Raw genomic sequence first — 23,653 nt, 5'->3', positions numbered from 1 at the left:
ACCATCCTTCATTTGATTTTTCCTTACTATAACACTTGGAGTTCGCTCAAAGTCAAGATATTTTTTGTCAGTCTATAGATGCAATGTTTATTGTGATATATGCCACTGCCACCTGTATAGCCTGCAGAATACGCTACGCTTTCTACTCGTCACACGCGCCTATCCGCTTATGCTCCTGTGCAACTCGCCCTTCGGGCTCAGACAGGCACCCGCATTCGCTGCCAGCGTGTTCCTCATTACGAAATGCTCGCTATGATTCTGCAGGCTATACAGGCGGCAGTGGCATATATCACAATAAACAATACACATTATTTAATAAATTCTGCCGTCAGCTTCATGATGTCTTCCAGATTCTTCAGATTCTTCCATACATTGGCAGTCTCTAAAGAATGATTGGCTTCCTCTATCACATGAACCGGAATCCCTGCTTTTTGGCACCGATCTGTAATTGCATCGGTGCTCTCCACCCACGGATCAGCCGTTCCCGTAAATGCTATCGCTCTCCCCGACAGATTATCTGAACAATTGTCAAATGTCGCCTCAAGCGGAGTATACAACACATGCCTGCATGGTATCTTATGTCGTTCTGCATAAGTAGTCGCAATGATCGTTCCTACACTTTTTGATAAGAATAAAATGCTGTCATACCCGGAAAAATCTATATCTTTTAATATTTCCTCTGTCTGTCCGTACAGGTCTTCAAATGCTGCCTGCATTTTTACCGGATCACCTTTGACATTTCCGATCCGATTCACATATTCTACGTTCTTATATTCTTTATATCCTATGGATTCTGCTACACGCCTGCCATAATATAACAGTGGCTTGTCGCAGTGATAGCCGATTCCCGGAAAACATACTACCAGCTTCATCTTCATACCTCCTGTTTTTTTCGCTAAATCGTCTATTTAACCACTACTCTTGTGATAAAACATGGCACGGGAATTTAACGGTTACCAGTGTATTTAGCAAATACGCTCCGCTTTCTATTCGTCACACCCGCTTATCCGCTCATGCTCTTTGTGCAACTCGCCCTTCGGGCTCAAACAGCACACCGCATTCGCTGCCAGTGTGTTCCTCATTTACGAAATGCTCGCTATAATTCAGCTAAACACACTGGTAACCGCTAATTCCCGTGCCATGTTTTATTATAAACTCTATCTGCTTAAATAGACGATTTATTTGCTTTTATCTTGAACTGATTTTATCCAGTTATAAACTAACATTTAATTAAACATACGCGTTTTGATAAAGATTGTCAATTCCATAGTATTTTAAGGGCAGCTCTTACTTTTAAAAAATAATTATCCTATATCATATAGAGAATTCCCTGATTATATTGTTTGTATTATATACCTCTCTATAACGCAAAAACTGTGGTGGGAGGATATCTGTATATCTTCCACGCCACAGTTTTTAATGAATATTATTTTTTACGATTTAGAATTATTATTTATTTTACGTTTATTGTTTTTTTATTTGAATATTATTTTATGCTTCCTTTTCAGCAGTCTTCTCATTCTTCATAAGAACAAGTTTTCTGATACATGTAATTGCTACAATGATACCAAGTACGATAAGGAATACTGCAACAATGAGCTGAAGTCCTTCAACAAGGAATGTACCGGTTCCGGCCTGGAACTTCTGGATATTTCCGATTACGTTGAGAACGATAGCTGTAAATGTTACAGCAAGCATTATAAGCATTGGTGGATAAAGCATTGCATGCTTTCTGCTTGTTGCCTTGAGGAATACTGCTACACCGATCAGTACAAGTGCTGCAAGCATCTGGTTTGCTGATCCGAAGAGTGGCCATACATTTGAATATCCACCCTTGCAGAGAAGGTAACCAAAGAACAATGTTATAACTGTAGCTAAATACTTATTTGTAAGAATCTTCTGCCATACAGGCATCTGGGATGGATCTGTAGTATCTCCCATGAACAGCTCCTGGAATGACATACGTCCGATACGTGCGACTGAATCAAGTGATGTAAGAGCAAGTGCTGATACACACATGGTCATGAATACATTCGCTACTGAATTTGGAAGTCCGAACTTCTCAAGGAAACCTGCGATACCCTGTGAGAAGATCTGGAATGGTGTAAGTCCTTCCGGTGCTTTTCCTCCAACTGCTACTGCACCAACTACGATCAATGAGATAACACCGAGGAGTGTCTCAAGGATCATTGCGCCATAACCTACAAATAACATATCTTTTTCATTTCTGATCGTCTTCGATGATGTTCCTGATGAAACAAGGCTGTGGAAACCGGAAACCGCACCACAGGCGATCGTTACAAACAGTGTTGGGAACAGATAACTCTTAGCACCTGTTGACGATACAATTGTGAAACCATTGAAAGCGTTCAGTCCCATATTCGGATGTCCAACCAGAACACCGACAAATGCTCCAACCAACATACCAACAAGCATGAATGTTGTCATGTAATCTCTTGGCTGCATAAGTAACCACATAGGAAGTACGGATGCAAGGAACAGATATGCCATGATAACGTAGTTCCACTGGTCACCGTTTAAGTACCAAGGAAGCTTCATACCTACTGCAAACATTGCAACGATGAGGGCGATAGCTACGATTGCTTTCACCCACTCCTTCATATTCTTGCAGGTCTTCATAACAACACCGAGCACCATAGCGACAACAATGAATAACATAGATACTGTAGCGGCTGCTGCGCCGTTAAAGTTCTTTGTTACTGCTCCGTCAGCACCTGTTGTAAATCCGTTAAATGTTGATGAAACCATAGATGTAAAGGCTGCAATAACAAGAAGTGTAAAGAGCCAGCAGAACAGCGAGAAGAATCTTCTTCCTGCCTTGCCTATGTACTTCTCAATAACAAGTCCGATGGACTTACCCTCATTTTTAACGGATGCATACAGAGAACCGAAATCCTGCACTGCACCGAAGAATACGCCTCCGACAAGCAGCCAGAGTAAAACCGGTACCCATCCAAACATTGCCGCAATGATTGGTCCCTGTACAGGTCCCGCACCTGCGATGGATGAAAACTGATGTGCAAATACTGTAAGCTTTGATGATGGTACATAATCCTTTCCATCTTCATTTGCAACGGCCGGGGTCTTTGCATTTGCATCTATGCCCCATTTCTTAGCAAGCCATCTTCCGTAACCCAGATAGCCAGCTCCTAAAACTACTACTGCGATAAGAATAATTACCAAACTATTCATATCATTCTCCTTCCTTCCGCCATGTGGCAGATACTTGATTATAGTATGTTCACAAAGAGTTTATACAAAAACATATCTTTTATAGGACGACCTTTCCTATAAATTAAAAAAAGCTTTCGTCTTCATGTAATTTCATAAAGACGAAAGCCATTAAACTTCCGCGTTACCACTTTATTTGCCATTCAAAAAAATGACCACTCAACCTCATCTCATAAGCTCACACTGTAGAAATAAGTTTCTTTGTAACGGTAGAAAACCGGTGACACCTAATGTCCATATCTGGAATTCAGTGCACTGCTCGCAGAGGATAATCACTAAAAACATACACCGTCTCACACCACCCGACGGCTCTCTGAAATACTCCTTTTTTAATGATCGTATTCTGTTCGTTGCATTTGCTCTTTGTTAACTGCTAATTTAGCACTCTGTTTTTTTGTTGTCAAGAGCGATTTTAAATTTTTTTGACTTTTTCTGAATGATTTTTCCCTATTCTTTACCATCCCAACAATAAGTACACAGCTTGCACTTATCGATTCCAACGGATTCCAGCATATCGTCCAAGCGATTGAAACGCAATGATGTAAAGTTCAGTTCCTTACGGATCTCCTCAACCATTGTTTCGTATTTCTCAGATTCCGGATCTGCATACTCCTGTAATACCTCATCGGTTACATTTCCATTCTCCAGACGATCGATCACACGACGGGTGATCAGATCCATTTCTGATGATGAACGGGAGAAATTCAGATATTTACATCCGTATAATAACGGAGGGCAGGCCGGACGGATATGTACTTCCTTCGCACCACTCTCATATAAGAATTCAGTTGTTTCACGAAGCTGGGTTCCACGTACGATCGAATCATCGATCAGCAGAAGGCTCTTATCACGGATCAGCTCATCCACTGCTAACAGCTTCATCTTTGCGATCAGATTTCTCTTACTCTGGATCGTTGGCATGAAGGAACGTGGCCAGGTCGGTGTATATTTGATAAATGGTCTGGAAAATGGGATTCCTGATTCATTTGCGTAGCCGATTGCATGAGCAATACCGGAATCCGGTACCCCGGCTACGATATCCGGCTTTACATTATCACGCTTCGCCATCGCCTTACCACAATTATACCGCATCTGCTCTACACTTGTGCCCTCATAGGAACTGGATGGATAACCATAATATACCCAGAGGAAGGTACAGATCTTCATTTCTTTATTCGGATTGACCAACGTGATACAGTTCTTGTCTGTCACGACAGCGATCTCTCCCGGTCCAAGTTCCTTATAGTCCTTATATCCAAGATTTTTATATGCAAAATTCTCAAAGGTTATACAATAGGCATCTTCTTTCTTACCGATGACAACCGGAGTTCTGCCGTATTTGTCACGGGCTGCATAGATTCCCGCCTGATTCATCAACAGAATGGATACAGAACCATCGATAGAATCAAGCGCAAACTGAATTCCTTCGATCAGATTTTCCTTCTGATTGATCAGTGCTGCGATCAGCTCCGTTGCATTGATATCGCCGCCGCTCATTTCTAAGAAGTGGGAATGTCCATTTTTGAACAGCATCTTTGTAAGTTCACCTGTGTTATTGATCTTACTGACTGTTGTAAGTGCATAAGTGCCATGATGAGAACGTACGATCAATGGCTGCGGTTCGTAATCAGAGATACATCCGATTCCCATATGACCACTCATTTCCTGAACATCTTTGTCAAATTTTGTACGAAATGGTGCATTCTCAATATTGTGGATCGCACGATTAAATCCGTCTTCTCCATATACTGCCATTCCGCCTCGTCTTGTTCCCAGATGTGAATGGTAGTCGATACCAAAGAACAAATCAAATACACAATCCTGCTTTGATGCTACGCCAAAAAATCCGCCCATTGCCTTTTCCTCGCTTTTCTAAAACTCCTGAACCGATATAACGCCTACGGACGGCGGTTTTATTTCCAATACGGACGAGCGAATTCCCTCTATATTCTTTCTTCCACAAAACACTTGCGTTCTATTTTTACGCAACGGTACTAAGCTCTCTGCTAATCGCAGATCGCTAAGGACCGGCGTAAAAAGAGGTCTGTTACAGAAAAATATAGATGAAATACGCTCTGTCTACATATAGAAATCAGATAAAACCGCCTGTCTCACGCTTCCCTATATCGTTATATTCGATTCTATTTTTATTGTGATAAATCTTCGTTTTTTACAAAACCTTTTTTATTTTATAGGATGTACTTACATAAATCAATAATTTCTATCAAAAAACGTAATAAAAAAAAGACAACATCATACATTTATCGGGCTGCAAACAGCTTATAAAAATGTGTATGATATTGTTCTTTTTTTATCGAGCGCAATGTTATTTTATAGCTATATATAGCATGCTGTATTATGATCAGCCACGGGCAGTTTTTGTAAAGGCAAGGCGAAGGGCTCTGGTGGTTTCTTCGGCGGCACACAACTTATCCGCCCATGTTACGATCCAGCTCTCCCGGAACTTTGGAGGTGTTATGTTGAGTGGGAACATATGCTTTCGGATGATATCCCGCTCAATGAAGTTCAAATTGAAATCCCGTCTGGCATTATGCAAGGCTCGTTCTGCATGAAAAAAACCATGCAGCCGATGTCCGCCATCCTTCTCATGCCAGTCATACAAGAAATAATCATGAAGCAGTGCTCCACGCACCAGCGACCGTTCATCAATATATGCGGAACATTTCTCTGCAAGCTCCAGACTTTTCTCCGCCACCCGCAGGGAATGATCGTAACAGGTTATTGAACCATGTTGCACAAATGTTTTTTCTTTCTGCATACCCTCTGATGCCAGGATATCCACACCATATTTATATATTTTTTCTTCGATACGATTCGCTTCCATTTTGGATTCTCCTGAATTCCCTAATCTCTGTCTCTTATATCATTCAACTACTGCCAACTATTTTCCAATTCCTTGCTTTTTTCTCAAACCGGCTATTTATTCTTACCCATGATAGCACAATTTATATGTGATAAACTATTACTTTTTCTTAATGTTCTTTTCATTTTTTTTGATTCATTTTTACCGATAATTCGGGAATAACAACTTTGATCACATTTACTGATTTTGTCATTGACTCTGTAATGATAAAATCTCTTCCTGTCTGGTTCTTCATAAGAAGCTCCAGTCCCATAACCTTCTCATCAACATCGGTCAGAATGCTGGCAGTTCCTTCACCCATCACGCAAGCATAATATGCCCCATATTCACATGGAACTTCACCACCACTGGTCAGTACCATATCTGTATCAATCTCGATAAATACATTTGGATTAGCTGCGATCACGTCATATTTGCGTCCTTCCGTTGCGCCATGCATATATAACGTAAGTCCTCCATCCTTATAAATATATCCATAATGCAATGGAACGATGTATGCCTTTCCCTCATCCACCATCCCAAGATGAACCACGCCTGCTTTCTTTATGATCTGCTCGATCTTCACCGGATCTGTAACTTCACATTTTTGTCTTCTCATTGGTCTGTTCATTATGTTCTCCTTTTAGCCACATTGGGCTTAAATTATTATTAAAGACTTATTTCCCATCCCTCAATCATCAACAATAGACTTATGAATAGGGCATACTTTCCTATAAAGTAAAAAAACAGAGAATTCGCACATCGTCGAACCTCTCTGCTCTTTTTTCATTATATACCAGCTTTATGTTATCTGACAAGTGAGCATTTATAATTATTTAAAGTTGCATGCAGAACATTTGTTTGATATAATAATCACGGTGCTACCCTATTCGGTAGGCGGTCAGTCTTCTCCACAGGAGTTATAGCCTGTGTTTACATAGAAATCCATTTATGGAAATCTGTTGAGGAGGTCGGTGCTTATGCTTACAACGGAGCTTTTTATAGCCATTATCAGCTTATGCATTACTTGCTTTGCTCTTGGTTATACCGTTGGTTCTAAGAGCAATAAATAGGCACAAAAAAACCGCCCAGCCCGGTAAACTGTGAGCGGTCCTTTTTGTGACCAAAACATTATCAAGGCTAACCGTCTATCGGTAGCATCTTTTGATATTATATTAACATTCCCCCTCTTTTATGTCAACACACAACCCGGCAAACATAGTAACTGCGGTTTCAAGTATGGAATCGGGAAATTCAAAATGTTCCGTGTGAAGCTGAGCATAATCCTCTCCATCACCAATGCCGAAAAATGCGCCCTTTGTCTCCTGCAAGTACCAGCCAAAGTCCTCCGACCAGCGCATCGGCTCAGGCAGCTCTATATATGGGATCTGGTGAGAAGCCGCACACGCCCGGATCTTCTGCACCTGTTCCGCATGATTATCCGTAGATGGAAACCGTTCAATCTCCTTTATCGAAAGTTCCAGTTCTTCCTTCTGTGCCATAACCTCTGCCAGCTTACGGATCTCTGCCAGATACTCACGAAATACCTGTTCACCTCCGCTTCGAACGGTAAGTCTCAGATACCCGTCCGATGCCGCTACACCGTAGTTCTCACTTCCAAGTTTCATCCCAATCAAAGTCATGCGGACAAATCCCTTCGTCTCATTAAACTGCTTTGTCAGTTCTTCAATCTGAAGCAGAAGTCCGGCAAGTGCATATCCGGGATTTCTGCCAGCTTCCGGATATGCTGCGTGGCTCGGCGTTCCTGTCATGTGGATCTCTAAGCCCGTTGAAGCACATGCAAATGTTCCATCCTTCACAAGTACCGTTCCAAGCGGCTTCCCCGGTATATTATGAAAGCCATAGATTTCTCCGATATGCTTTTCTTTGATCAGGCTTCTGCAAAGCTCTGCGCCCTTTCCGATCTCCTCCGCCGGTTGGAAGATCAGATATACATCCTGTGCCAACGGCTCTTTTCTGCTGTCCAGATACAAGCCAAGTCCACATAGCACACTGCTGTGTCCATCATGTCCACAGAAATGCCCCGGCTTTCCATCTTTGCCACATACCGCATCCATATCTGCCCGAAATGCAATCGGTGGCTTATATTCCGTCATTTGCTCTGGTATTTCCGCAGCCACTTCACTCACATGGAATGTTTTATCATTTTCTGTGGTTACCCGATCATATGCTCTTTTCACCGCATAAAACCATGCCCCACAATCTACGATCTCTAATGCTGTATGCGATTTTAAGAAATCCATCAGCAACTGTTTTGTCTTTACTTCCTGCATGGAATGCTCCGGGATCCGGTGGAGCTGCTTTCGCAGTTCCATTATTTGCTCTATAATCTGTTTATCTATATATTGCTCTCTCTTATCCATATCGTCAGCCCTCTATTCCCATAAATCTTCATCGTTTCATCGTTACTTCATAAGTATTTGTGCAGCAAATACCGCAGCAACACTTAATATCACACTTAATCCTATATAAAGTATCGTAAATCCGTAATTCCCGCTCTGTATTAATTGATCTGTTTCCAGTGCAAATGTAGAAAACGTCGTAAATCCACCGCACACTCCCGTCTTTAATGTCAAAACCAGAAGTGGTGATACCTGATACTTTTCTGCCAACACAGAAATTAAGCCAATAACAAATGCTCCTATTACATTAATCAATAATGTTTTTATCGGAAAGTTGTTTTGTGCTCCCACCGGTATTAAACCAATCAAATATCGAAGAATTGCACCTATGCCGCCTCCAACGCCAACTAACAAACATTTTACCATTTTATCTTTTCTCTCTTTCTGTCATTTCATACCTACACTATCAAATGATAAAACAATACAAATTTTATGCAAGTATAATTTGTATTTTTGTAACCTTTAAACCGGATGAATTGTGTTATTATTGAAAGGCCTTTTAACACAAGAAAAGAGGATGTGACTATGCGATTACCAACACAAACTGTTATACAAATGTATCAGGACAATCTGTTCCGCATTGCATTTTCCATTTGTCAAAACCGGGAGGATGCCGAAGATGTTGTTCAGGAAACATTTCTACGCTATCATTCAGGTGCCGCGGATTTTAACGATGAAATGCATATCCGGGCATGGCTGATCCGGGTTACGATCAATCAGTCAAAAAATATGCTTCGCACCTTCTGGCACAGGAACCGGACATCATTGGAAGATTATATGGAACAACTGAATTTTTCTGATACTGAAAGCCAGGAATTATTTGAAACAGTCATGAAGCTGCCGGAAAAATACCGGACAGTGATCCATCTGTTTTATTATGAAAACTATTCCATTAAGGAAATTGCAGACATTCTAAAGATCAGCGAAAGCAACGTAAAGGTCCGGTTAAACCGCGGACGTACCGTGCTTCGCGACACCCTAAAGGAGGCTTGGGACTATGAACAATCAGAATAAAGAACGCTATAAGAAAACATTTGACATGATCCACTCAGATGCAGTCATCAACATCACCCCGGAACGCTCAAAGAAGCTGCGGATCCACACGATCACACGCAGACTTTCCTACGCAGTTGCCGGACTGGCAGCCATCTTCTGTCTGTCAAATGGCATCTGTCTGGCAGCAACCGGAAGCACCTGGGTGCATAAGGTATTCTCTACTGCAAATGGTACGAAGGTCGAATGCGATGCAGAAGACGCTACCATGTCTTTCCGTATCGAATCAACCGATCAAACCTATGTCACCGCGAAAGCCGGAAGACTGTATTTCACCCTGAACGGACAGCAGACCGATATCACAGACAAATGCAGTACAGATACCTACTTCCGATATGATTACACGGATGCCGATCATATCACACATGTGATCGTCATAGGCGGAACTGCCGATGATTATGGCTATGCCGAATATCTGTTTGATGCAGATGGTACTTATATCTTCAACAACATGAATGTATCTTCCGATACTCCGGCATGGTTTGTAAATGCGGAAAAAGATCTCGGTGTAGATGCGGAATCCTTATCAGATGAAGCTGCCACCTATTCCGTGACCGAAGAATAAAAATTTTTAAAATAATTCCATAAATCCTCCATTTTCTTTCGTATGTAAATTAAAGAAGCAAATAAACCGGACATTGATAAGACTATATATATTTTTGAATATTCTTATTCACTGATATATGTTAGTATTATTCATATCTAACCACGAAAGAAATGGAGGATTTTTTATGAATAAACAGATAATCAGCTTATTACTTGGTGCATGTCTGTGCACAAGTCTTGCAGGATGCGGAAACGCAGATAATAATGGCGGCAGCGTCACCAAACAAAAACTTTTAGCATCAAAGGAACTCGGAAGTGACATCGCAGTCGGAGCAAAACCGGCGCCCGTCGATTCCTATGAGGAACTTAAAAACGGTGTCAACAATTTTGCATTTGACCTGTATGATGCACTTCCAAAAGACAGCAACTGTTTTTATTCCCCTTACAGTATTTCCAGCGCACTGTCCATGCTCGATCAGGGTGCCGGGGGCGAAACGAAAACGGAACTGGAATCAACACTTGGCATCAAAGATCTTTCAACCTGGAATACAGAAATGCAAAGCTATCTGAACAAAGACTGGTCCAAGCAGACATATGTAAATACTGCAAATTCCATCTGGATGACCACCGGAAAAGACTGGGCGTCTAATATCTCAGATGATTTTCTACTTCCGGCCAAGACCTATTACCATGGTGAGATATATGAAGCCGATTTTACGGATCATGCCGATCAGGTTGTGAAGGATGTAAACAACTGGGTAAATGAACATACAAATCAGATGATCCCATCCATCATGAATGAACTTCCGACAAATACTGTTATGATGCTCATTAATGCAGTTTACTTTGAAGGAAAATGGCAGACACCATTTACAGAGGATAACACATACGATGATACTTTCCACGGAACCAGCGGAGATTCTACCGTACCAATGATGCATCTGTACGATGAACGATTCTCTTATGCGGATAACGGATCGATAAAAGGAATCGTACTTCCTTACGATGGTGATTCTGTTGTAATGAAAGTATTCCTTCCATCTAAAGAAGGCGATACGATCACCAACCTGTTCGATGCTTTAAGCAGTGATGAGAAACAGGCACTTATCGACTCTCTGGATAATGCTGATTCTCCTGAGATAGAGACCATTCAACTTCCAAAATTCACAGATGAACAGAGTATCAACGGTCTGGATGATATCCTGAACAGACTTGGAATCCGGTCTGCATATGCTTTTGCTGATTTCTCAAAGATCGCAGATGGCATCGCGGTATCTTCCGTTTCTCACAAAGCAAAAGTGATCGTTGATGAAAACGGAACAAAGGCTGCCGCGGAGACGGATATCATAATAAAGGAAACTGCTATGATGCCACCGGAAGAAACCTATAACTTCATCGTTGACCAGCCATTTGTCTATGTCATTGAAGATCAGGATACCGGAATGATCCTGTTCATGGGACGGGTAAATGATCTGTAAGATCCAATTCCATATTGATTTTCAATAATCTCTGTGCTATCGTAATAAGAAATAAATACAGACACATGCAACGGAGCAATTCAGAAAATGAGTTGCTCCGTTTTTTGTTTTATCAAATATAAGACTGAAAAATCTCCTGCCTTCAGGAGATGATTTTTCAAACACGATATGGATATTTCATTTACGATACAAGGAGGATACATGAATGGCGAAACGTATTATAAACTCTACCCCGAAGGCTGACGGTTTCCGTATGCCGGGAGAATTTGAAGAACAAAAGCAGATCTTTATGATCTGGCCGGAACGAACCGACAACTGGAGAGCCGGTGCGAAACCGGCACAAAAAACATTTGCAAATGTAGCTGCTGCGATCTCAGAATTCGAGCCTGTTACGATGTGCGTATCTGCCGCACAATATGAACATGCAAAAGCCATGCTGCCTGCCGGCGTACGGATCGTTGAAATGAGCAGCAACGATGCATGGTGCAGAGATATGGGACCATCTTTTCTGATAAATGATAAAGGCGAAACCCGCGCCTGTGACTGGACCTTCAATGCCTGGGGCGGACTGGTCGACGGATTGTATTTTCCTTGGGATAAGGACGACCGGATCGCATCCAAGATCTGCGAACTGGAACAGATTGATTCTTACCGAACCGATGATTTCGTATTAGAGGGCGGCTCTTTTCATGTCGATGGGGAAGGTACACTGATCACCACCGAGATGTGCCTGCTGTCAAAGGGAAGAAATCCTCATCTCACAAAAGCTCAGATCGAGCAGAAATTAAAAGATTATCTGAATGTCGATACGATCATCTGGATCAAGGACGGCATCGATCCCGACGAGACAAATGGACATATCGATGATGTTGCCTGCTTCATCCGTCCCGGTGAAGTTGCCTGCATCTATACGGATGATCCGACTGACCCATTCTATAAAGAAGCACAGGCCGCTTACCGCACCCTGTCAAATGCTGTAGATGCCAAAGGCAGGAAGCTGATCGTCCATAAGCTCTGTACAACCAAAGCTCCGGTTTATCTGAAGGGCATGGAAACAGTCGATGCAGTTCCCGGCAGCACTCCAAGAAAAAACGGTGACCTTGCGATCGCCTCTTATCTGAATTTTCTGATCGTAAATGGCGGCATCATCCTGCCACAGTACGGTGACGAAAATGACGCTCTTGCAATCCGTCAGGTGCAGTCCATGTTCCCGGAACGTAAGGTTGTCGGTGTCCGTACCGAAGAAATTGCTTACGGCGGCGGTAACATCCACTGTATCACCCAACAGCAGCCGAAAGTATAAACGACATATGGAGCTTTACCTGTTATATATAAATCGTACTATATAAAAAAGATCGTACAGGAGAATCAAATTCATCCCTGTACGATCTTTTTTTACTTTCTCATCATTGCAAATCGTTCTCTGCGAAGCTCCTGCATCAGCATCGGAACTGTCCAGTTCTGATTACTTGGTGTCAGAATGGCTTTGTACATAACCTTCACCTCAGCATGACGAAGCTCAAACAACATCTTATCCAGCCGTTTTTCTTTCAGATTGCATACCAGAATTAAGCTGTCTGCACGGCTCTTTGCCTGTGCGTTCATCACCCCTGTCTCCGAAGAATGTCCTGTCACATTTTCCTGTTCCCGACCAGTTCCATCTATCGTATCTGCGGCGTTTTTATAGACTCCATTTACAAGCTCGCCCAACTTATAATTCGCTGTCACTATTTCTTCCGGTATCCGGTCTACAGTGATCTTCATCCGGCTCGCAATGTTCCGTATCTTGTGATATTCGATGTCATCTACATGTATTAATACTAACTTTTCCATGCCGTCTCCTACTTATCTTCTTCTGCCCAGACTTCTTTTGCCATACGGAATACTGCCCATGCCTTTGGCCATCCACAGTAAAATGCTGCATGTGTAACGATCTCAGCGATTTCTTCCTGCGTGATTCCATTTGCCTTTGCACTCATCAGGTGATAACGAAAAGATTCGTCTGTAAGTCCCTGCGCCATCAATGCAACTACGGTTACAAGAGATCTGTCTCTGAGGGACAGTTTATCTTCTCTGCTCCATACCTCACCAAATAATACATCATCATTTAATTCTGCAAACTTTGGAGCAAATTCTCCAAGCTGTGTTCTTCCTGCTGTCTGCTTTACTGCCATGATAGATCCACCTTTCCTATGCTAACTTATTATATTCTTCATCTGTAATCGGTTCGCACCATTCATTACTGCAATTCTCCCCCGGTACTTCTACTGCGATATGGGAAAACCAGCTATCCTTCTTTGCACCATGCCAGTGCTTTACCTCTGCCGGAATCGTAATTACAGTTCCCGGTACAAGACTGACTGCCTCTTTTCCTTCTTCCTGATACCAGCCCTCTCCGGCTGTGCAGATCAGAAGCTGTCCACCGCCCTTTGTTGCGTGATGGATATGCCAATTGTTACGGCATCCCGGTTCAAATGTTACATTTGCAAGAAATACTGCTGTCTTATTGGGATCGGTCAGTGGATTCAAAAAGGAATCTCCGATAAAATACTGTGCATATGCTGTATTTGCTGTTCCTGTTCCAAATACGTTCTGCTTCTCAAATTCTTCTCTGCTTGTAGTCTTCATACTATCACTCTCCATCTTACTTAAACCTGCTTCAGAGCTTATGCTCTTATGTTCTGATGTTTCCCGTATTTATATACGAAAAAGGAGCATACCTTTTTCGTACACTCCTATCATACTCTTTGAACCTTACTCCAAGTCAAGAACTTTTTTGTATGAAGTTTTTATGAAGTAAGTATTCTCAGTAGTGAACTACCCATTGTCTAAAGCCAGTGGGATTGCGGTAGCCTTATTTCAACGAACTTAAACATGATCTGACCGGTATCAGCCAGAAGGTTCTGACCAACAGTCTTCGCTCAATGGAAGAAGATGGGCTGATCCCCCGACCGGGTGCTCTTGCTTTATCTTTTCTTTGCTGCCTTGGCTGCTTTCTCCAGCTTTCGCTTCTTTGCCTGCTCAGCCATGAATAATTTTCTGAGATTTTCCAGCTTTGCAGCCTCCTCTTTTGCGGTATTCAGATCATCTGTGACCCTATCCTGTGCGTCCTGACTGTCAAATCTTACAAACTTCTCAAATACGGTCGGATAAGTGAAAGTCTTTTCTATATTCTCACACTGAAATAAAATACGGATGTGTGTACCATCACATTCAACTACATTCCCCTCACCAAATTTTACATGTTTCACTTTTTCGTTTTCAAACATAACCTATCTTCCTCTCTACCTATTGAAAACATCTCCAACTGCCAACATGTGCCCTGTTTCGTCTTGCCGCTACGGCTAAAAAATAACTTTTTTATTTCAGACTTCTATATTATTAATATTACCAAATATTTTCCATAAAATTCCAGTGCAAATTAATTTTCGTAAGAAATTCGGAAAAACCCACACTCAAGCTTTCAAATTTTGTAAAAAATTTATTCTTGACATTTACCCGGCTGTTCAAATATGCAGAAAACCGTCTCAGAAAATAATGCACTTTTAAACCCATCCTGCGCTAATTGCAGAAACTTTCATATCTATTTTGTTTGGAACTATCCGATATATTACAAAAGCAACAGTTACTATATATTACACTATTATGTAGCAAGCCTTTTTCAACGCCGGTCCTTAGCGAGTTGCCATAGGCAAGGAGCTTAGTACCGCTGCGTTGAAATAGAGTGCAAACGACTTGCGGAATAATAGGTGTAATTATAGTACTAGTTGCTTTTAATATCTTTCATTCTGTTCCAAACAAAACAGATATGGGCTTTTCGCTTATCTTGCGGAGACTTTTAACAGTTCAGCCACTTCAGCTTCTGTGGATAAGGACAATGCTTTTGCTGCAAGAGCATCTGCATCTGCCTTTGACCATTTGGCAATCGTGCCTCTGGTTCTTAAAACAGAAGTTGCCGATACACTGAACTCTCCCAGTCCAAAGGAGATCAGAAGTGGGATCAGTAACGGATCAGCAGCTGCTTCACCACACATACCTACCATGATGCCTGCTGCATTTCCTGCTTCAATAACATTCTTCATAGAACGAAGAACAGCAGGATTGTATGCGGAATACAGATATGCAACCTTGGCATTTCCTCTGTCAACTGCCATTGTGTACTGGGTCAGATCATTTGTACCGATACTGAAGAAATCAGCTTCCTTTGCCAGAAGATCTGCGATCAGGCTGGCTGCAGGAGTCTCGATCATAACGCCGACCTGAATATCCTTGTTATATGCGATTTTCTCTGAATCTAACTCCTTCTTAAGTTCCGCTACCAGTTCTTTTACCCGTCGAATCTCATCCACACAGGTAACAAGCGGAACCATGATCTTAATATCGCCAAATGCACTCGCACGAAGCAATGCACGAAGCTGTACCTTGTAGCTGTCCTCATTTTTCAGACAATATCTGACTGCACGGAAACCAAGGAACGGATTGTCTTCTTTTTCCAATCCGAGATACGGGATATCTTTGTCGCCGCCGACATCCAGTGTACGGATAATAACTTCTTTACCCTGCATCGTCTCGGCTGCTGCCTTATATGCTTCAAACTGCTCGTCCTCTGTTGGCAAGCTGTCTGTTCCCATGAACAGGAACTCAGTACGGAATAAGCCTACGCCTTCACCATCAGCAGCTACAACACCCTTGGCATCCTCTGGATTGCCGATATTGCCATATAAAGCTACCTTTGTTCCATCAGCAGTTACTGTATCTTTTCCTCTGTAGATCTGAAGCAGTTCCTTCTCTTTCAGGTAATCTGCACGCTTTGTCTCATATTCTGCGATCTCATCCATCGCAGGTTCTAAGATGCAAACGCCTTCGCATCCGTCTACAACTGCCATCATACCATCGGACACCTGATCTACGATACCATCTACACTAAGTACAGCAGGGATCTCAAGTGCTCTTGCAAGAATAGCTGAATGAGAAGTCTTACCGCCAATCTCGGTGATAATACCTGCTACATTTTCCTTTACGATTCCTGCTGTCATGGATGGTGTCAGATCCTTTGCGACGATCACTGTACCTGCCGGAACATCTCCGATATTAATATCCGGCGTACCGGTAAGGATCTTAAGCATACGGACACGGATATCTCCTACGTCAGTTGCTCTCTGTCTGGTCAGTTCATCATCTACCTGGGAGAACATGGATACGAACATATCACATACGCTGTCAACGGCTGCTTCTGCACATTCGCCATTACCGATCAACTCCTTGACCTGATCCTGCATAAATGGATCACTCATCAAAACGATATGTCCTTCCAGGATCTCTGCATTATGTCCTCCAACCTTTTCTTTCATTGCATCTGCCATTTTCTGAGTCTTTTCAACAAAAACTTCCATAGCATTCTCAAATCTCTGAAGTTCAGCATCTGTATCTGTTACTGTATGCTGCTTATATTCCGGTTTGCCATCACTGATGATGACAACCTTTCCGATGCCATAACCGGCTGAGCCGCCTATTCCTTTTAACATATCTTCTACCCCGCTTTCCAGATGAAAGAATGCTGTCTGACTATTCGCCAAGACCGGATTCAACCAACTCTACTGCCTTTGCGAGAGCTGCCTGCTCGTCTTCACCGTCACACTCAATTGTCATCTCTGTTCCACACTTAATACATGCTGCAATGATCAGCATAACGCTCTTTGCGTTGATTCTCTTACCGGCAATATCGATTGTTACGTTACATTTGAACTTTGTCATTTCCTTTGCAAATACTCCTGCCGGTCTCATGTGTAATCCCTGCTCATTAATAACTTTAACTGTCTGTGATACCATAATTATCTTCTCCTTTTTATATCTCTTTTTATTTCTTTTATCATTTGTCCGATTCGGACAAACGCATGATCAACATTGTTACTTTTGATTTAACATTTGAAATATTCCTGTTTTATTTATATCCGGCAGGAACAGATTCTTTCTGTTCCCACCGTTATTAAAAAGGATAGGGTTTTTGTTTTTATTCTTCTGCTACATTTTTCTTGATCAGACCGAGCAGTAAACAGGTTACTACAGAACCGATCACCCATGAAAGAATGTAGAATAATGGATGTCCTACTGTTGCAAATACGAAGATTCCTCCGTGTGGTGCCATCAGTGTACATTTGAATGCTGCTGATAATGCTCCTGCTACACCTGCACCAACCAGGGTACATGGGATAACATGAAGCGGATCTGCTGCTGCAAATGGAATCGCACCCTCTGTGATGAAGGAACAACCCATTACAAAGTTAGAAACGGCTGAGCCTCTTTCTGCCTTTGTGAATTTCTTAGGGAACAGCTTACATGCAAGTGCAATTCCCATTGGTGGAACCATACCGCCGATCATTACGGCTGCCATGGAAATGTAGCATGCCTGAACGGCTGCATCACTCTGGGATGCACCGGCTGATACAAGGTCTGCTGCTGTAGAAAGCATTCCCGAGCCGAATACATAAGCTGCCTTGTTGATAGGACCGCCCATGTCGATCGCCATCATTGCTCCGAGGATCAGACCAAGGAGAGCTAACAGATTCTTATCTGCAAGTGATGTAAGCATATTGGAAAGTCCTGTATTTATAAGGCCGATCAATGGATTAAAGATAAATACCATCAATACGCCTACAAGGAAAATACCAACTAACGGATAGATCAATGTTGGCTTGATACCCTCTAATGACTGAGGGAACTTTGAACACATCTTCTTTAATAAAAGTACGATATAACCTGCAAGGAAACCTGCAAGAATACCACCTAAGAAACCGGATACTGTATTACCGGAGCCTTCGCCTACAAAACCGAATTTTGCAATAAAATTCTGGAATGGGGAAAGACTTGCACCTGCCCATATATATTTTGCGATCGCTGCATTACCGGATGAAGCAAGAAGTCCGCCGGTAAATCCAACTGCAAGACCCGGACGATCTGCGATCGAATATGCGATATAACCTGCAAGTACCGGAACCATCAGTCCCATGGACAGATCTCCGACATATTTAAAGAATGCGGAAAGTGGTGTACAGGTACCGAAGTTTGAACCACCGGTTGAACCATATCCACAGATTGTATCGATCAGGAATGCCAGTGCGATCATGATACCGCCACCGATAACGAATGGAAGCATATGGGATACACCGCTCATCAGATGCTTGTAGATCTGACTTCCAACTCCGCCTGCGCTTTCTTCCTCTGCTTTCTTTCCGCTCTCATGATGCACCGAAACCTTGCCATCGATCACTTTATTGATAAGCTCTTCCGGTTTGTGGATACCATCTGCTACCTTTGTAAAAAGAACTGGCTTGCCGTCAAATCTTGCGGTCTCTACATTCTTATCGGCTGCTACGATAATACCATCACATTCTTCAATCTCCTTTGCTGTCAGACGATTCTTAACACCGCCGGAACCATTTGTTTCAACCTTGATCGTAATGCCCATTTCATTTCCTTTTTTCTCAAGGGCTTCCGCTGCCATAAATGTATGTGCGATACCGGTCGGACATGCTGTAACTGCAAGGACTCTGTATCCTGTCTTTTCCGGTGCGTTTTCTTTCTTATCTTCTGTTGCTTCTCCAAGTTCATCCGCGAACTTTTCCATCTCATATTTGCTGCAGATATCTAAGAACTGATCTGCATTCTTTGCTGCAAGAAGTTCTGCTCTGAAGTTCTCATCCATCAGCAACATACTGAGTCTTGATAATACTTCCAGATGTACATCTGCGCCCTTTTCCGGTGCTGCGATCATGAAGAACAGGTTTGCAGGCTGTCCGTCTAATGAATCATAATCTACACCGTCCGGTACTGTCATAGCTGCAAGTCCCGGCTGCTTAACTGCTGCATTCTTGGAATGAGGAATCGCGATTCCCTCTCCAACTCCGGTCGAACCGGATTCTTCTCTTGCAAGAATTCCTTTCTTGAATTCTGCCTTATCTGTTATATTGCCCGATTTTGCATGAAGATCGATCAGATAATCAATCGCTGCGTCTTTAGAATCTACTTTTACACCAAGGGCAATTCCTTCTTTTTTTAATAACTCCCTTATTCTCATACTCATTCTCCTTTATTCAAATACCGGTTTATCAGGATCTGGTCAGGTCAGTCGATTCTTCTCCCTTTTCCCCAACTGTTAAAATTGTCCTAAAAGCTTCTCAACCTGGTCTTTTGTTGCAAGTCCTTCTGAAAATGCGGTTGCGCTGCCTGTTGCTGCGCCGTACTTTAATGCTTTCTTGTAATCATGCTCTGCAAAATAGCTTGCGATAAATCCTGCCACCATGGAATCTCCGGCTCCTACAGAATTAACAACTTTTCCTTTTGGAACGCCCATTCTGTATGTCTCTCCGTTCTCTGTGATCAGCATAGATCCGTCTCCTGCCATAGAGACCGCTACGTTTCTTGCTCCAAGTGCCTGTAATTTCTTTGCATATTCTTCAATCTCCTCATCGGAATGAAGTGTTACGCCAAACATTTCTCCAAGCTCGAAGTTATTCGGCTTGATAAGAAACGGATGATACTTGAGAACATTTAACAAGAGATCCTTCGTAGCATCGACTACGATATCAACCTTCTTGCCTGCAAGTCTTGCCATGATTTTCTCGTACACATCAGATGGTAAAGATGGTGGGATCGCTCCTGCCAGAACCAGACAGTCACCGTCTGTTAAACCATCTAATTTCTTATAAAGTTCTTCCAGTTCTGCATCGCTGATATTGGGGCCTTTTCCATTGATCTCTGTTTCTTCTCCGGCTTTCAGCTTAACATTGATTCTGCTAACGCCATCTGAAACCGTGATGAAATCAGCTTTTACACCAAGGGCAGCGACTCCTTCTTCAATCGCTTTTCCGGTAAAGCCTGCAACAAATCCAAGTGCTACAGAATCTACGCCCAGATTCTTAAGGACTGTCGAAACATTGATTCCCTTTCCACCGTAGAACAGGGCTTCTTCTCTGCTTCTGTTTACCGAACCGATTTCCAGTTTTTCCATTCTGACAACATAATCGATTGCCGGATTGAAAGTTACTGTGTAGATCATTCCTTCATTACCTCCTTTATGACTGTTGCATCTGCATACTTATCATTTACAAGTCGGTCGGTGATAATACACGCCTTCTTGATTCCTGCAAATGTAACCGCTGTAACCTTGTCAAACTTCGTGTGATCGGCAAGGACAACACTTGCATAAGATCGGTTGACCGCTTCCATCTTTACAAGTGCTTCTTCTACATCGACTGTCGTGAAACCGTAATCTGTATGTACACCGTTGGTTCCAAGGAAGCATTTTGAGAAATTGAACATCTTCATATTATTTACAGCATCTGCACCTACCGTAGATTCTGTGACCGGCTTTCCGAGTCCTCCGATCATGTATGCCCGAAGTCCTTTGTTCATCAGCCGTTTGATATGTGCAATTCCGTTTGTGACAAATGTCGCTCTGGTTGATTCCAGATACTCGATCATCCATCCGGTACTTGTTCCTGCATCTATGAAAATAAAATCGTCATCATTGATCATATTCACCGCATACCGCGCAATTGCTTTCTTTTCTTCCACACAGAGCTGCTCTTTTACACTGACCGCAATCTCATCTGCAATAAACTGGTGTGCAACTGCTGTAGCTCCTCCGTGTACCTTATTCAGTTTTCCCATTTCATCGAGAGCGATAAGATCCCGCCTTATGGTTGATTCTGATGCTCCTGTGCACTCTGTCATTTCTGCAACTGTGATCGTTCCTTTGTTCTTCAGAGCTTCCAGTATCTTGTTATATCTTTCTTCCGTAAGCATATATATAGGTCTCCTTATTATCAAATCATTTTATTATTTGCAATTCAATTCATATATATGCATTATAACCAATTTTTCATTCAAAATCAATCATATTCGTTCAACTTGAATTTATATTAACACACATTTTGTTCAGAATCAATCATTAACTTGCATTTTTTTGAAGTTTTTTGAACAAATATGAAAGAAACGGAATTAAAGAAAGCAGGCAGTCTCGTTATAAGACCACCTGCCGGTCGATAACCAATCTGCTATATCGAATATTGCTGATTGATATATGACATCAGCCAAAGGGTCATAGCCGCGCCTCTTCCAAAAAGGATCTCATTATAGAGTTCTTTTTTGCGTACGAAATTCTAAAATATAAAATGGGACGTCACCATATATTTCCGGTTGTTCGTGTCTAAAATTACATATATAATATAAATATCTGCATTAGCTGATATGGGGGAACTTATTAAGTTAACAGATCAAATATTTTAATTACATAATTCGGAGGTAATTTCTATGAAACATTCCAATTCTTTCTGGAAACGTACAATCATCGGATGCAGCCTGCTCGGTATGGTTATCGTAACTGCATTGCCAGCACAGGCAGCAGTTCAGGCAGCAACTTTAAATGAGCGCACAGTTTCCGCTGTCAGTACATACACAGGCACCAATGCTGCCCTTGCCACAAGTAAGACCGCAGCTATAAACACTGCCACTTCTACTACAAATACAACCACAAATGATGCCACCCTTACCGCAAGCAAGACCACGGCCAAGAAAGCTGCGCTGAATAAAACATCTTTAAAGCTGAAGAAGGGCAAAACTTACCAGTTAAAAACAAAAAATGTAAAGGGAACGGTAACATGGAGGTCTTCTAATAAGAAGATTGCCACAGTTTCAAAGAAAAGTAAGGTTACTGCAAAAAAGGCAGGCTCCACCGTTATTAAAGCTACCTATAAAAAGAACGGAAAGATAAAGACATTAAAGTGCAAGGTCACTGTTACAGCAGCGAAAAAAGAATCCCGTGAAGAGACTGTAAAAAAGAAAATCCTTGCATTACAGAATACATATAAAGAAGGTACAACATGGACAAATGACGACTTCTATTTCTGGAAGGCAAAGAACATGTACTGCTATGGCTGTATCGCCCTTGCCGGAAAGATCAGTGATACTGTATTCGGCAAAGATGCACCTGTAAAAACGCATAAAGATTTCTCCGCAATCAAGAACGGCGACCATATCCGGATCGGTAATTATCATTCCGTTATCGTCATCTCACATACGAGCGATTCTGTAACAGTAGTAGAGGGAAACTACAACTCCTCCATTCACTGGTTCCGAACCATAACGAAATCTTCCCTGCAGCAAACAGGCTTTTCAGTAGATACACGGTATTAAGCACAGTTCAAATGCAAATCATTCATTTCAGGGAGATAAGTTTTTATCTCCCTGTTTGACTATACTTATGGAGAAAATCATGAATAATTCTTATATTAATAAAGATGAGATAAATAATAAATATATGACTACATTGCCGGCTACATAAATTGTTCAACAGATCAATTAAAAGAAGAAGGCACACATTTCGTAAAGAACAAAAAGGCTGCTAAAAATTATGTTAAAATTCTCAGCATCAGAGATACAAATATCATTTCTCTGTCTGAAGAAAAATATGAACTTGGAAAACAACTGTTATCAGGTAAAACTCGAGACGAATTATATGAAAGTACCTTGATTTTTGGTCAGACTATTCATTACATTCCTGACCTGAAACAAATGGTTAAATTACATCTTTCAGATACCTTTTCGTTCAAATTATATGAAGATAACAACCTTAAAACATTATGTGATATCGAGGGCTTTGAAAATTCACTGGCTTTTGATGCAGAAGGAAATACAAATACAACCATCGTTTTATGTGCAATAAAAGATAATGAAATAATAGCCATTGCGGGTGCTGCTCCCACCGGTAAACTGATGGAAGTTGGAATTGATGTAAAAAAGAACTGGAGAGGATATGGTCTAGCCCGTTTGCTGGTTAGAAATCTGACAGTCGAAATTCTGGAACGAAATATGATTCCATTTTATAGTGCATCTGTTACAAATCTGGCTTCCCAAGCAGTAGCCATCCGAAGCGGCTATATGCCACTCTGGACGGATTCATTTGGAACACGCTAATCAGCGCACTATAAGTATAAAAAATAACCGCCCAGCCTGCAAACTGAGAGCGGTTATTTTTAACC

Annotated in this window: 22 protein-coding genes, 1 pseudogene and 1 other annotated feature; of the genes and pseudogenes, 7 read left to right on the top strand and 16 right to left on the bottom strand. The window is 41.9% G+C overall.

Annotated elements, in window-relative coordinates; translation table 11 throughout:
* Positions 1 to 308: 308 nt before the first annotated feature.
* From GT641_RS10225 to crcB, 7 genes are all read right to left on the bottom strand, one after another.
* Entirely contained in the window at positions 309 to 872 is a 564-nt protein-coding gene (locus tag GT641_RS10225; RefSeq protein ID WP_161117448.1) for an alpha/beta hydrolase, read from the bottom strand.
* A 619-nt stretch (positions 873 to 1,491) separates the two neighbouring features.
* Entirely contained in the window at positions 1,492 to 3,213 is a 1,722-nt protein-coding gene (locus tag GT641_RS10220) for a carbon starvation CstA family protein (protein ID WP_008399974.1), read from the bottom strand.
* A 133-nt stretch (positions 3,214 to 3,346) separates the two neighbouring features.
* Positions 3,347 to 3,612: a binding site (T-box leader), on the bottom strand.
* Positions 3,613 to 3,699: 87 nt separating this feature from the next.
* Positions 3,700 to 5,106 carry an amidophosphoribosyltransferase gene (locus GT641_RS10215; protein WP_161117447.1) on the bottom strand — a complete coding sequence of 469 codons (1,407 nt, stop codon included), beginning with the start codon at positions 5,104 to 5,106 and terminating at the stop codon, positions 3,700 to 3,702.
* A gap of 508 nt (positions 5,107 to 5,614) precedes the next feature.
* Entirely contained in the window at positions 5,615 to 6,097 is a 483-nt protein-coding gene (locus tag GT641_RS10210; RefSeq protein ID WP_119962789.1) for an HD domain-containing protein, read from the bottom strand.
* A 160-nt stretch (positions 6,098 to 6,257) separates the two neighbouring features.
* Entirely contained in the window at positions 6,258 to 6,746 is a 489-nt protein-coding gene (locus GT641_RS10205) for a pyridoxamine 5'-phosphate oxidase family protein (protein ID WP_243143742.1), read from the bottom strand.
* 544 nt (positions 6,747 to 7,290) lie between these two features.
* A complete protein-coding gene (locus GT641_RS10200) occupies positions 7,291 to 8,499 on the bottom strand; it encodes an amidohydrolase (RefSeq protein WP_161117446.1) in 1,209 nt (402 codons plus the stop codon).
* Positions 8,500 to 8,541: 42 nt separating this feature from the next.
* On the bottom strand, positions 8,542 to 8,904 hold the full coding sequence (gene crcB / locus GT641_RS10195) for a fluoride efflux transporter CrcB (protein WP_008399981.1): 363 nt from the start codon (positions 8,902 to 8,904) through the stop codon (positions 8,542 to 8,544).
* Between the two features lie 159 nt (positions 8,905 to 9,063).
* Here crcB and GT641_RS10190 point away from each other — a divergent pair, with 159 nt between their 5' ends.
* The 4 genes from GT641_RS10190 to aguA all read left to right on the top strand — a co-directional run bounded on the left by GT641_RS10190 (position 9,064) and on the right by aguA (position 12,918).
* Entirely contained in the window at positions 9,064 to 9,552 is a 489-nt protein-coding gene (locus GT641_RS10190; RefSeq protein ID WP_243143741.1) for a sigma-70 family RNA polymerase sigma factor, read from the top strand.
* Positions 9,536 to 10,156 (top strand): hypothetical protein, encoded by a 621-nt coding sequence (locus GT641_RS10185; protein ID WP_008399983.1) that lies wholly within the window; start codon positions 9,536 to 9,538, stop codon positions 10,154 to 10,156. The genes GT641_RS10190 and GT641_RS10185 overlap by 17 nt, the downstream gene beginning before the upstream one ends.
* A 166-nt stretch (positions 10,157 to 10,322) precedes the next feature.
* A complete protein-coding gene (locus tag GT641_RS10180) occupies positions 10,323 to 11,615 on the top strand; it encodes a serpin family protein (protein WP_044944559.1) in 1,293 nt (430 codons plus the stop codon).
* A gap of 205 nt (positions 11,616 to 11,820) precedes the next feature.
* Positions 11,821 to 12,918 (top strand): agmatine deiminase, encoded by a 1,098-nt coding sequence (aguA, locus tag GT641_RS10175; RefSeq protein ID WP_161117444.1) that lies wholly within the window; start codon positions 11,821 to 11,823, stop codon positions 12,916 to 12,918.
* Between the two features lie 92 nt (positions 12,919 to 13,010).
* Here aguA and GT641_RS10170 read toward each other — a convergent pair whose 3' ends face one another.
* The 3 genes from GT641_RS10170 to GT641_RS10160 are packed head-to-tail and all read right to left on the bottom strand — an operon-like array spanning position 13,011 to position 14,243.
* The gene (locus tag GT641_RS10170; protein ID WP_161117443.1) at positions 13,011 to 13,448 is read right to left on the bottom strand and encodes a DUF3783 domain-containing protein; all 438 of its coding nucleotides are present in this window, start codon (positions 13,446 to 13,448) and stop codon (positions 13,011 to 13,013) included.
* Positions 13,449 to 13,456: 8 nt separating this feature from the next.
* On the bottom strand, positions 13,457 to 13,789 hold the full coding sequence (locus tag GT641_RS10165) for a carboxymuconolactone decarboxylase family protein (RefSeq protein ID WP_021944795.1): 333 nt from the start codon (positions 13,787 to 13,789) through the stop codon (positions 13,457 to 13,459).
* 16 nt (positions 13,790 to 13,805) lie between these two features.
* Positions 13,806 to 14,243: a cupin domain-containing protein gene (locus GT641_RS10160; protein WP_119962796.1), complete on the bottom strand. Its 438-nt coding sequence runs from the start codon at positions 14,241 to 14,243 to the stop codon at positions 13,806 to 13,808.
* Between the two features lie 230 nt (positions 14,244 to 14,473).
* On the opposite strand from GT641_RS10160, the pseudogene GT641_RS13220 reads away from it, so the two are divergent.
* Positions 14,474 to 14,566 (top strand): annotated as a pseudogene (locus GT641_RS13220) (winged helix-turn-helix transcriptional regulator); the annotation flags it as partial.
* Between the two features lie 15 nt (positions 14,567 to 14,581).
* Here GT641_RS13220 and GT641_RS10150 read toward each other — a convergent pair.
* From GT641_RS10150 to GT641_RS10125, 6 genes are all read right to left on the bottom strand, one after another.
* A complete protein-coding gene (locus GT641_RS10150; RefSeq protein WP_008400078.1) occupies positions 14,582 to 14,884 on the bottom strand; it encodes a hypothetical protein in 303 nt (100 codons plus the stop codon).
* A gap of 552 nt (positions 14,885 to 15,436) precedes the next feature.
* Positions 15,437 to 17,140: a phosphoenolpyruvate--protein phosphotransferase gene (gene ptsP, locus GT641_RS10145; protein WP_161117442.1), complete on the bottom strand. Its 1,704-nt coding sequence runs from the start codon at positions 17,138 to 17,140 to the stop codon at positions 15,437 to 15,439.
* Between the two features lie 40 nt (positions 17,141 to 17,180).
* Positions 17,181 to 17,444 carry an HPr family phosphocarrier protein gene (locus GT641_RS10140; protein ID WP_008400082.1) on the bottom strand — a complete coding sequence of 88 codons (264 nt, stop codon included), beginning with the start codon at positions 17,442 to 17,444 and terminating at the stop codon, positions 17,181 to 17,183.
* 181 nt (positions 17,445 to 17,625) lie between these two features.
* Positions 17,626 to 19,689 (bottom strand): fructose-specific PTS transporter subunit EIIC, encoded by a 2,064-nt coding sequence (locus GT641_RS10135; RefSeq protein WP_044944569.1) that lies wholly within the window; start codon positions 19,687 to 19,689, stop codon positions 17,626 to 17,628.
* A 78-nt stretch (positions 19,690 to 19,767) separates the two neighbouring features.
* Positions 19,768 to 20,670 carry a 1-phosphofructokinase gene (pfkB, locus tag GT641_RS10130; RefSeq protein ID WP_008400087.1) on the bottom strand — a complete coding sequence of 301 codons (903 nt, stop codon included), beginning with the start codon at positions 20,668 to 20,670 and terminating at the stop codon, positions 19,768 to 19,770.
* Complete coding sequence (locus GT641_RS10125) at positions 20,667 to 21,419, bottom strand: DeoR/GlpR family DNA-binding transcription regulator (protein WP_008400090.1); 753 nt, start codon at positions 21,417 to 21,419, stop codon at positions 20,667 to 20,669. The genes pfkB and GT641_RS10125 overlap by 4 nt, the downstream gene beginning before the upstream one ends.
* Before the next feature lie 507 nt (positions 21,420 to 21,926).
* Here GT641_RS10125 and GT641_RS10120 point away from each other — a divergent pair.
* The gene (locus GT641_RS10120; RefSeq protein WP_161117441.1) at positions 21,927 to 22,808 is read left to right on the top strand and encodes an Ig-like domain-containing protein; all 882 of its coding nucleotides are present in this window, start codon (positions 21,927 to 21,929) and stop codon (positions 22,806 to 22,808) included.
* Positions 22,809 to 22,928: 120 nt separating this feature from the next.
* Positions 22,929 to 23,588 (top strand): GNAT family N-acetyltransferase, encoded by a 660-nt coding sequence (locus GT641_RS10115; protein ID WP_161117465.1) that lies wholly within the window; start codon positions 22,929 to 22,931, stop codon positions 23,586 to 23,588.
* Positions 23,589 to 23,653 lie beyond the last annotated feature (65 nt).

Origin of the sequence: Clostridium sp. BIOML-A1 (genome assembly GCF_009874105.1) — a bacterium.
In the GTDB taxonomy this organism is placed as follows: domain Bacteria; phylum Bacillota; class Clostridia; order Lachnospirales; family Lachnospiraceae; genus Coprococcus.
Note: the sequence above shows the minus strand (reverse complement) of the source record. Positions and strands in the feature narration are given on the sequence as shown.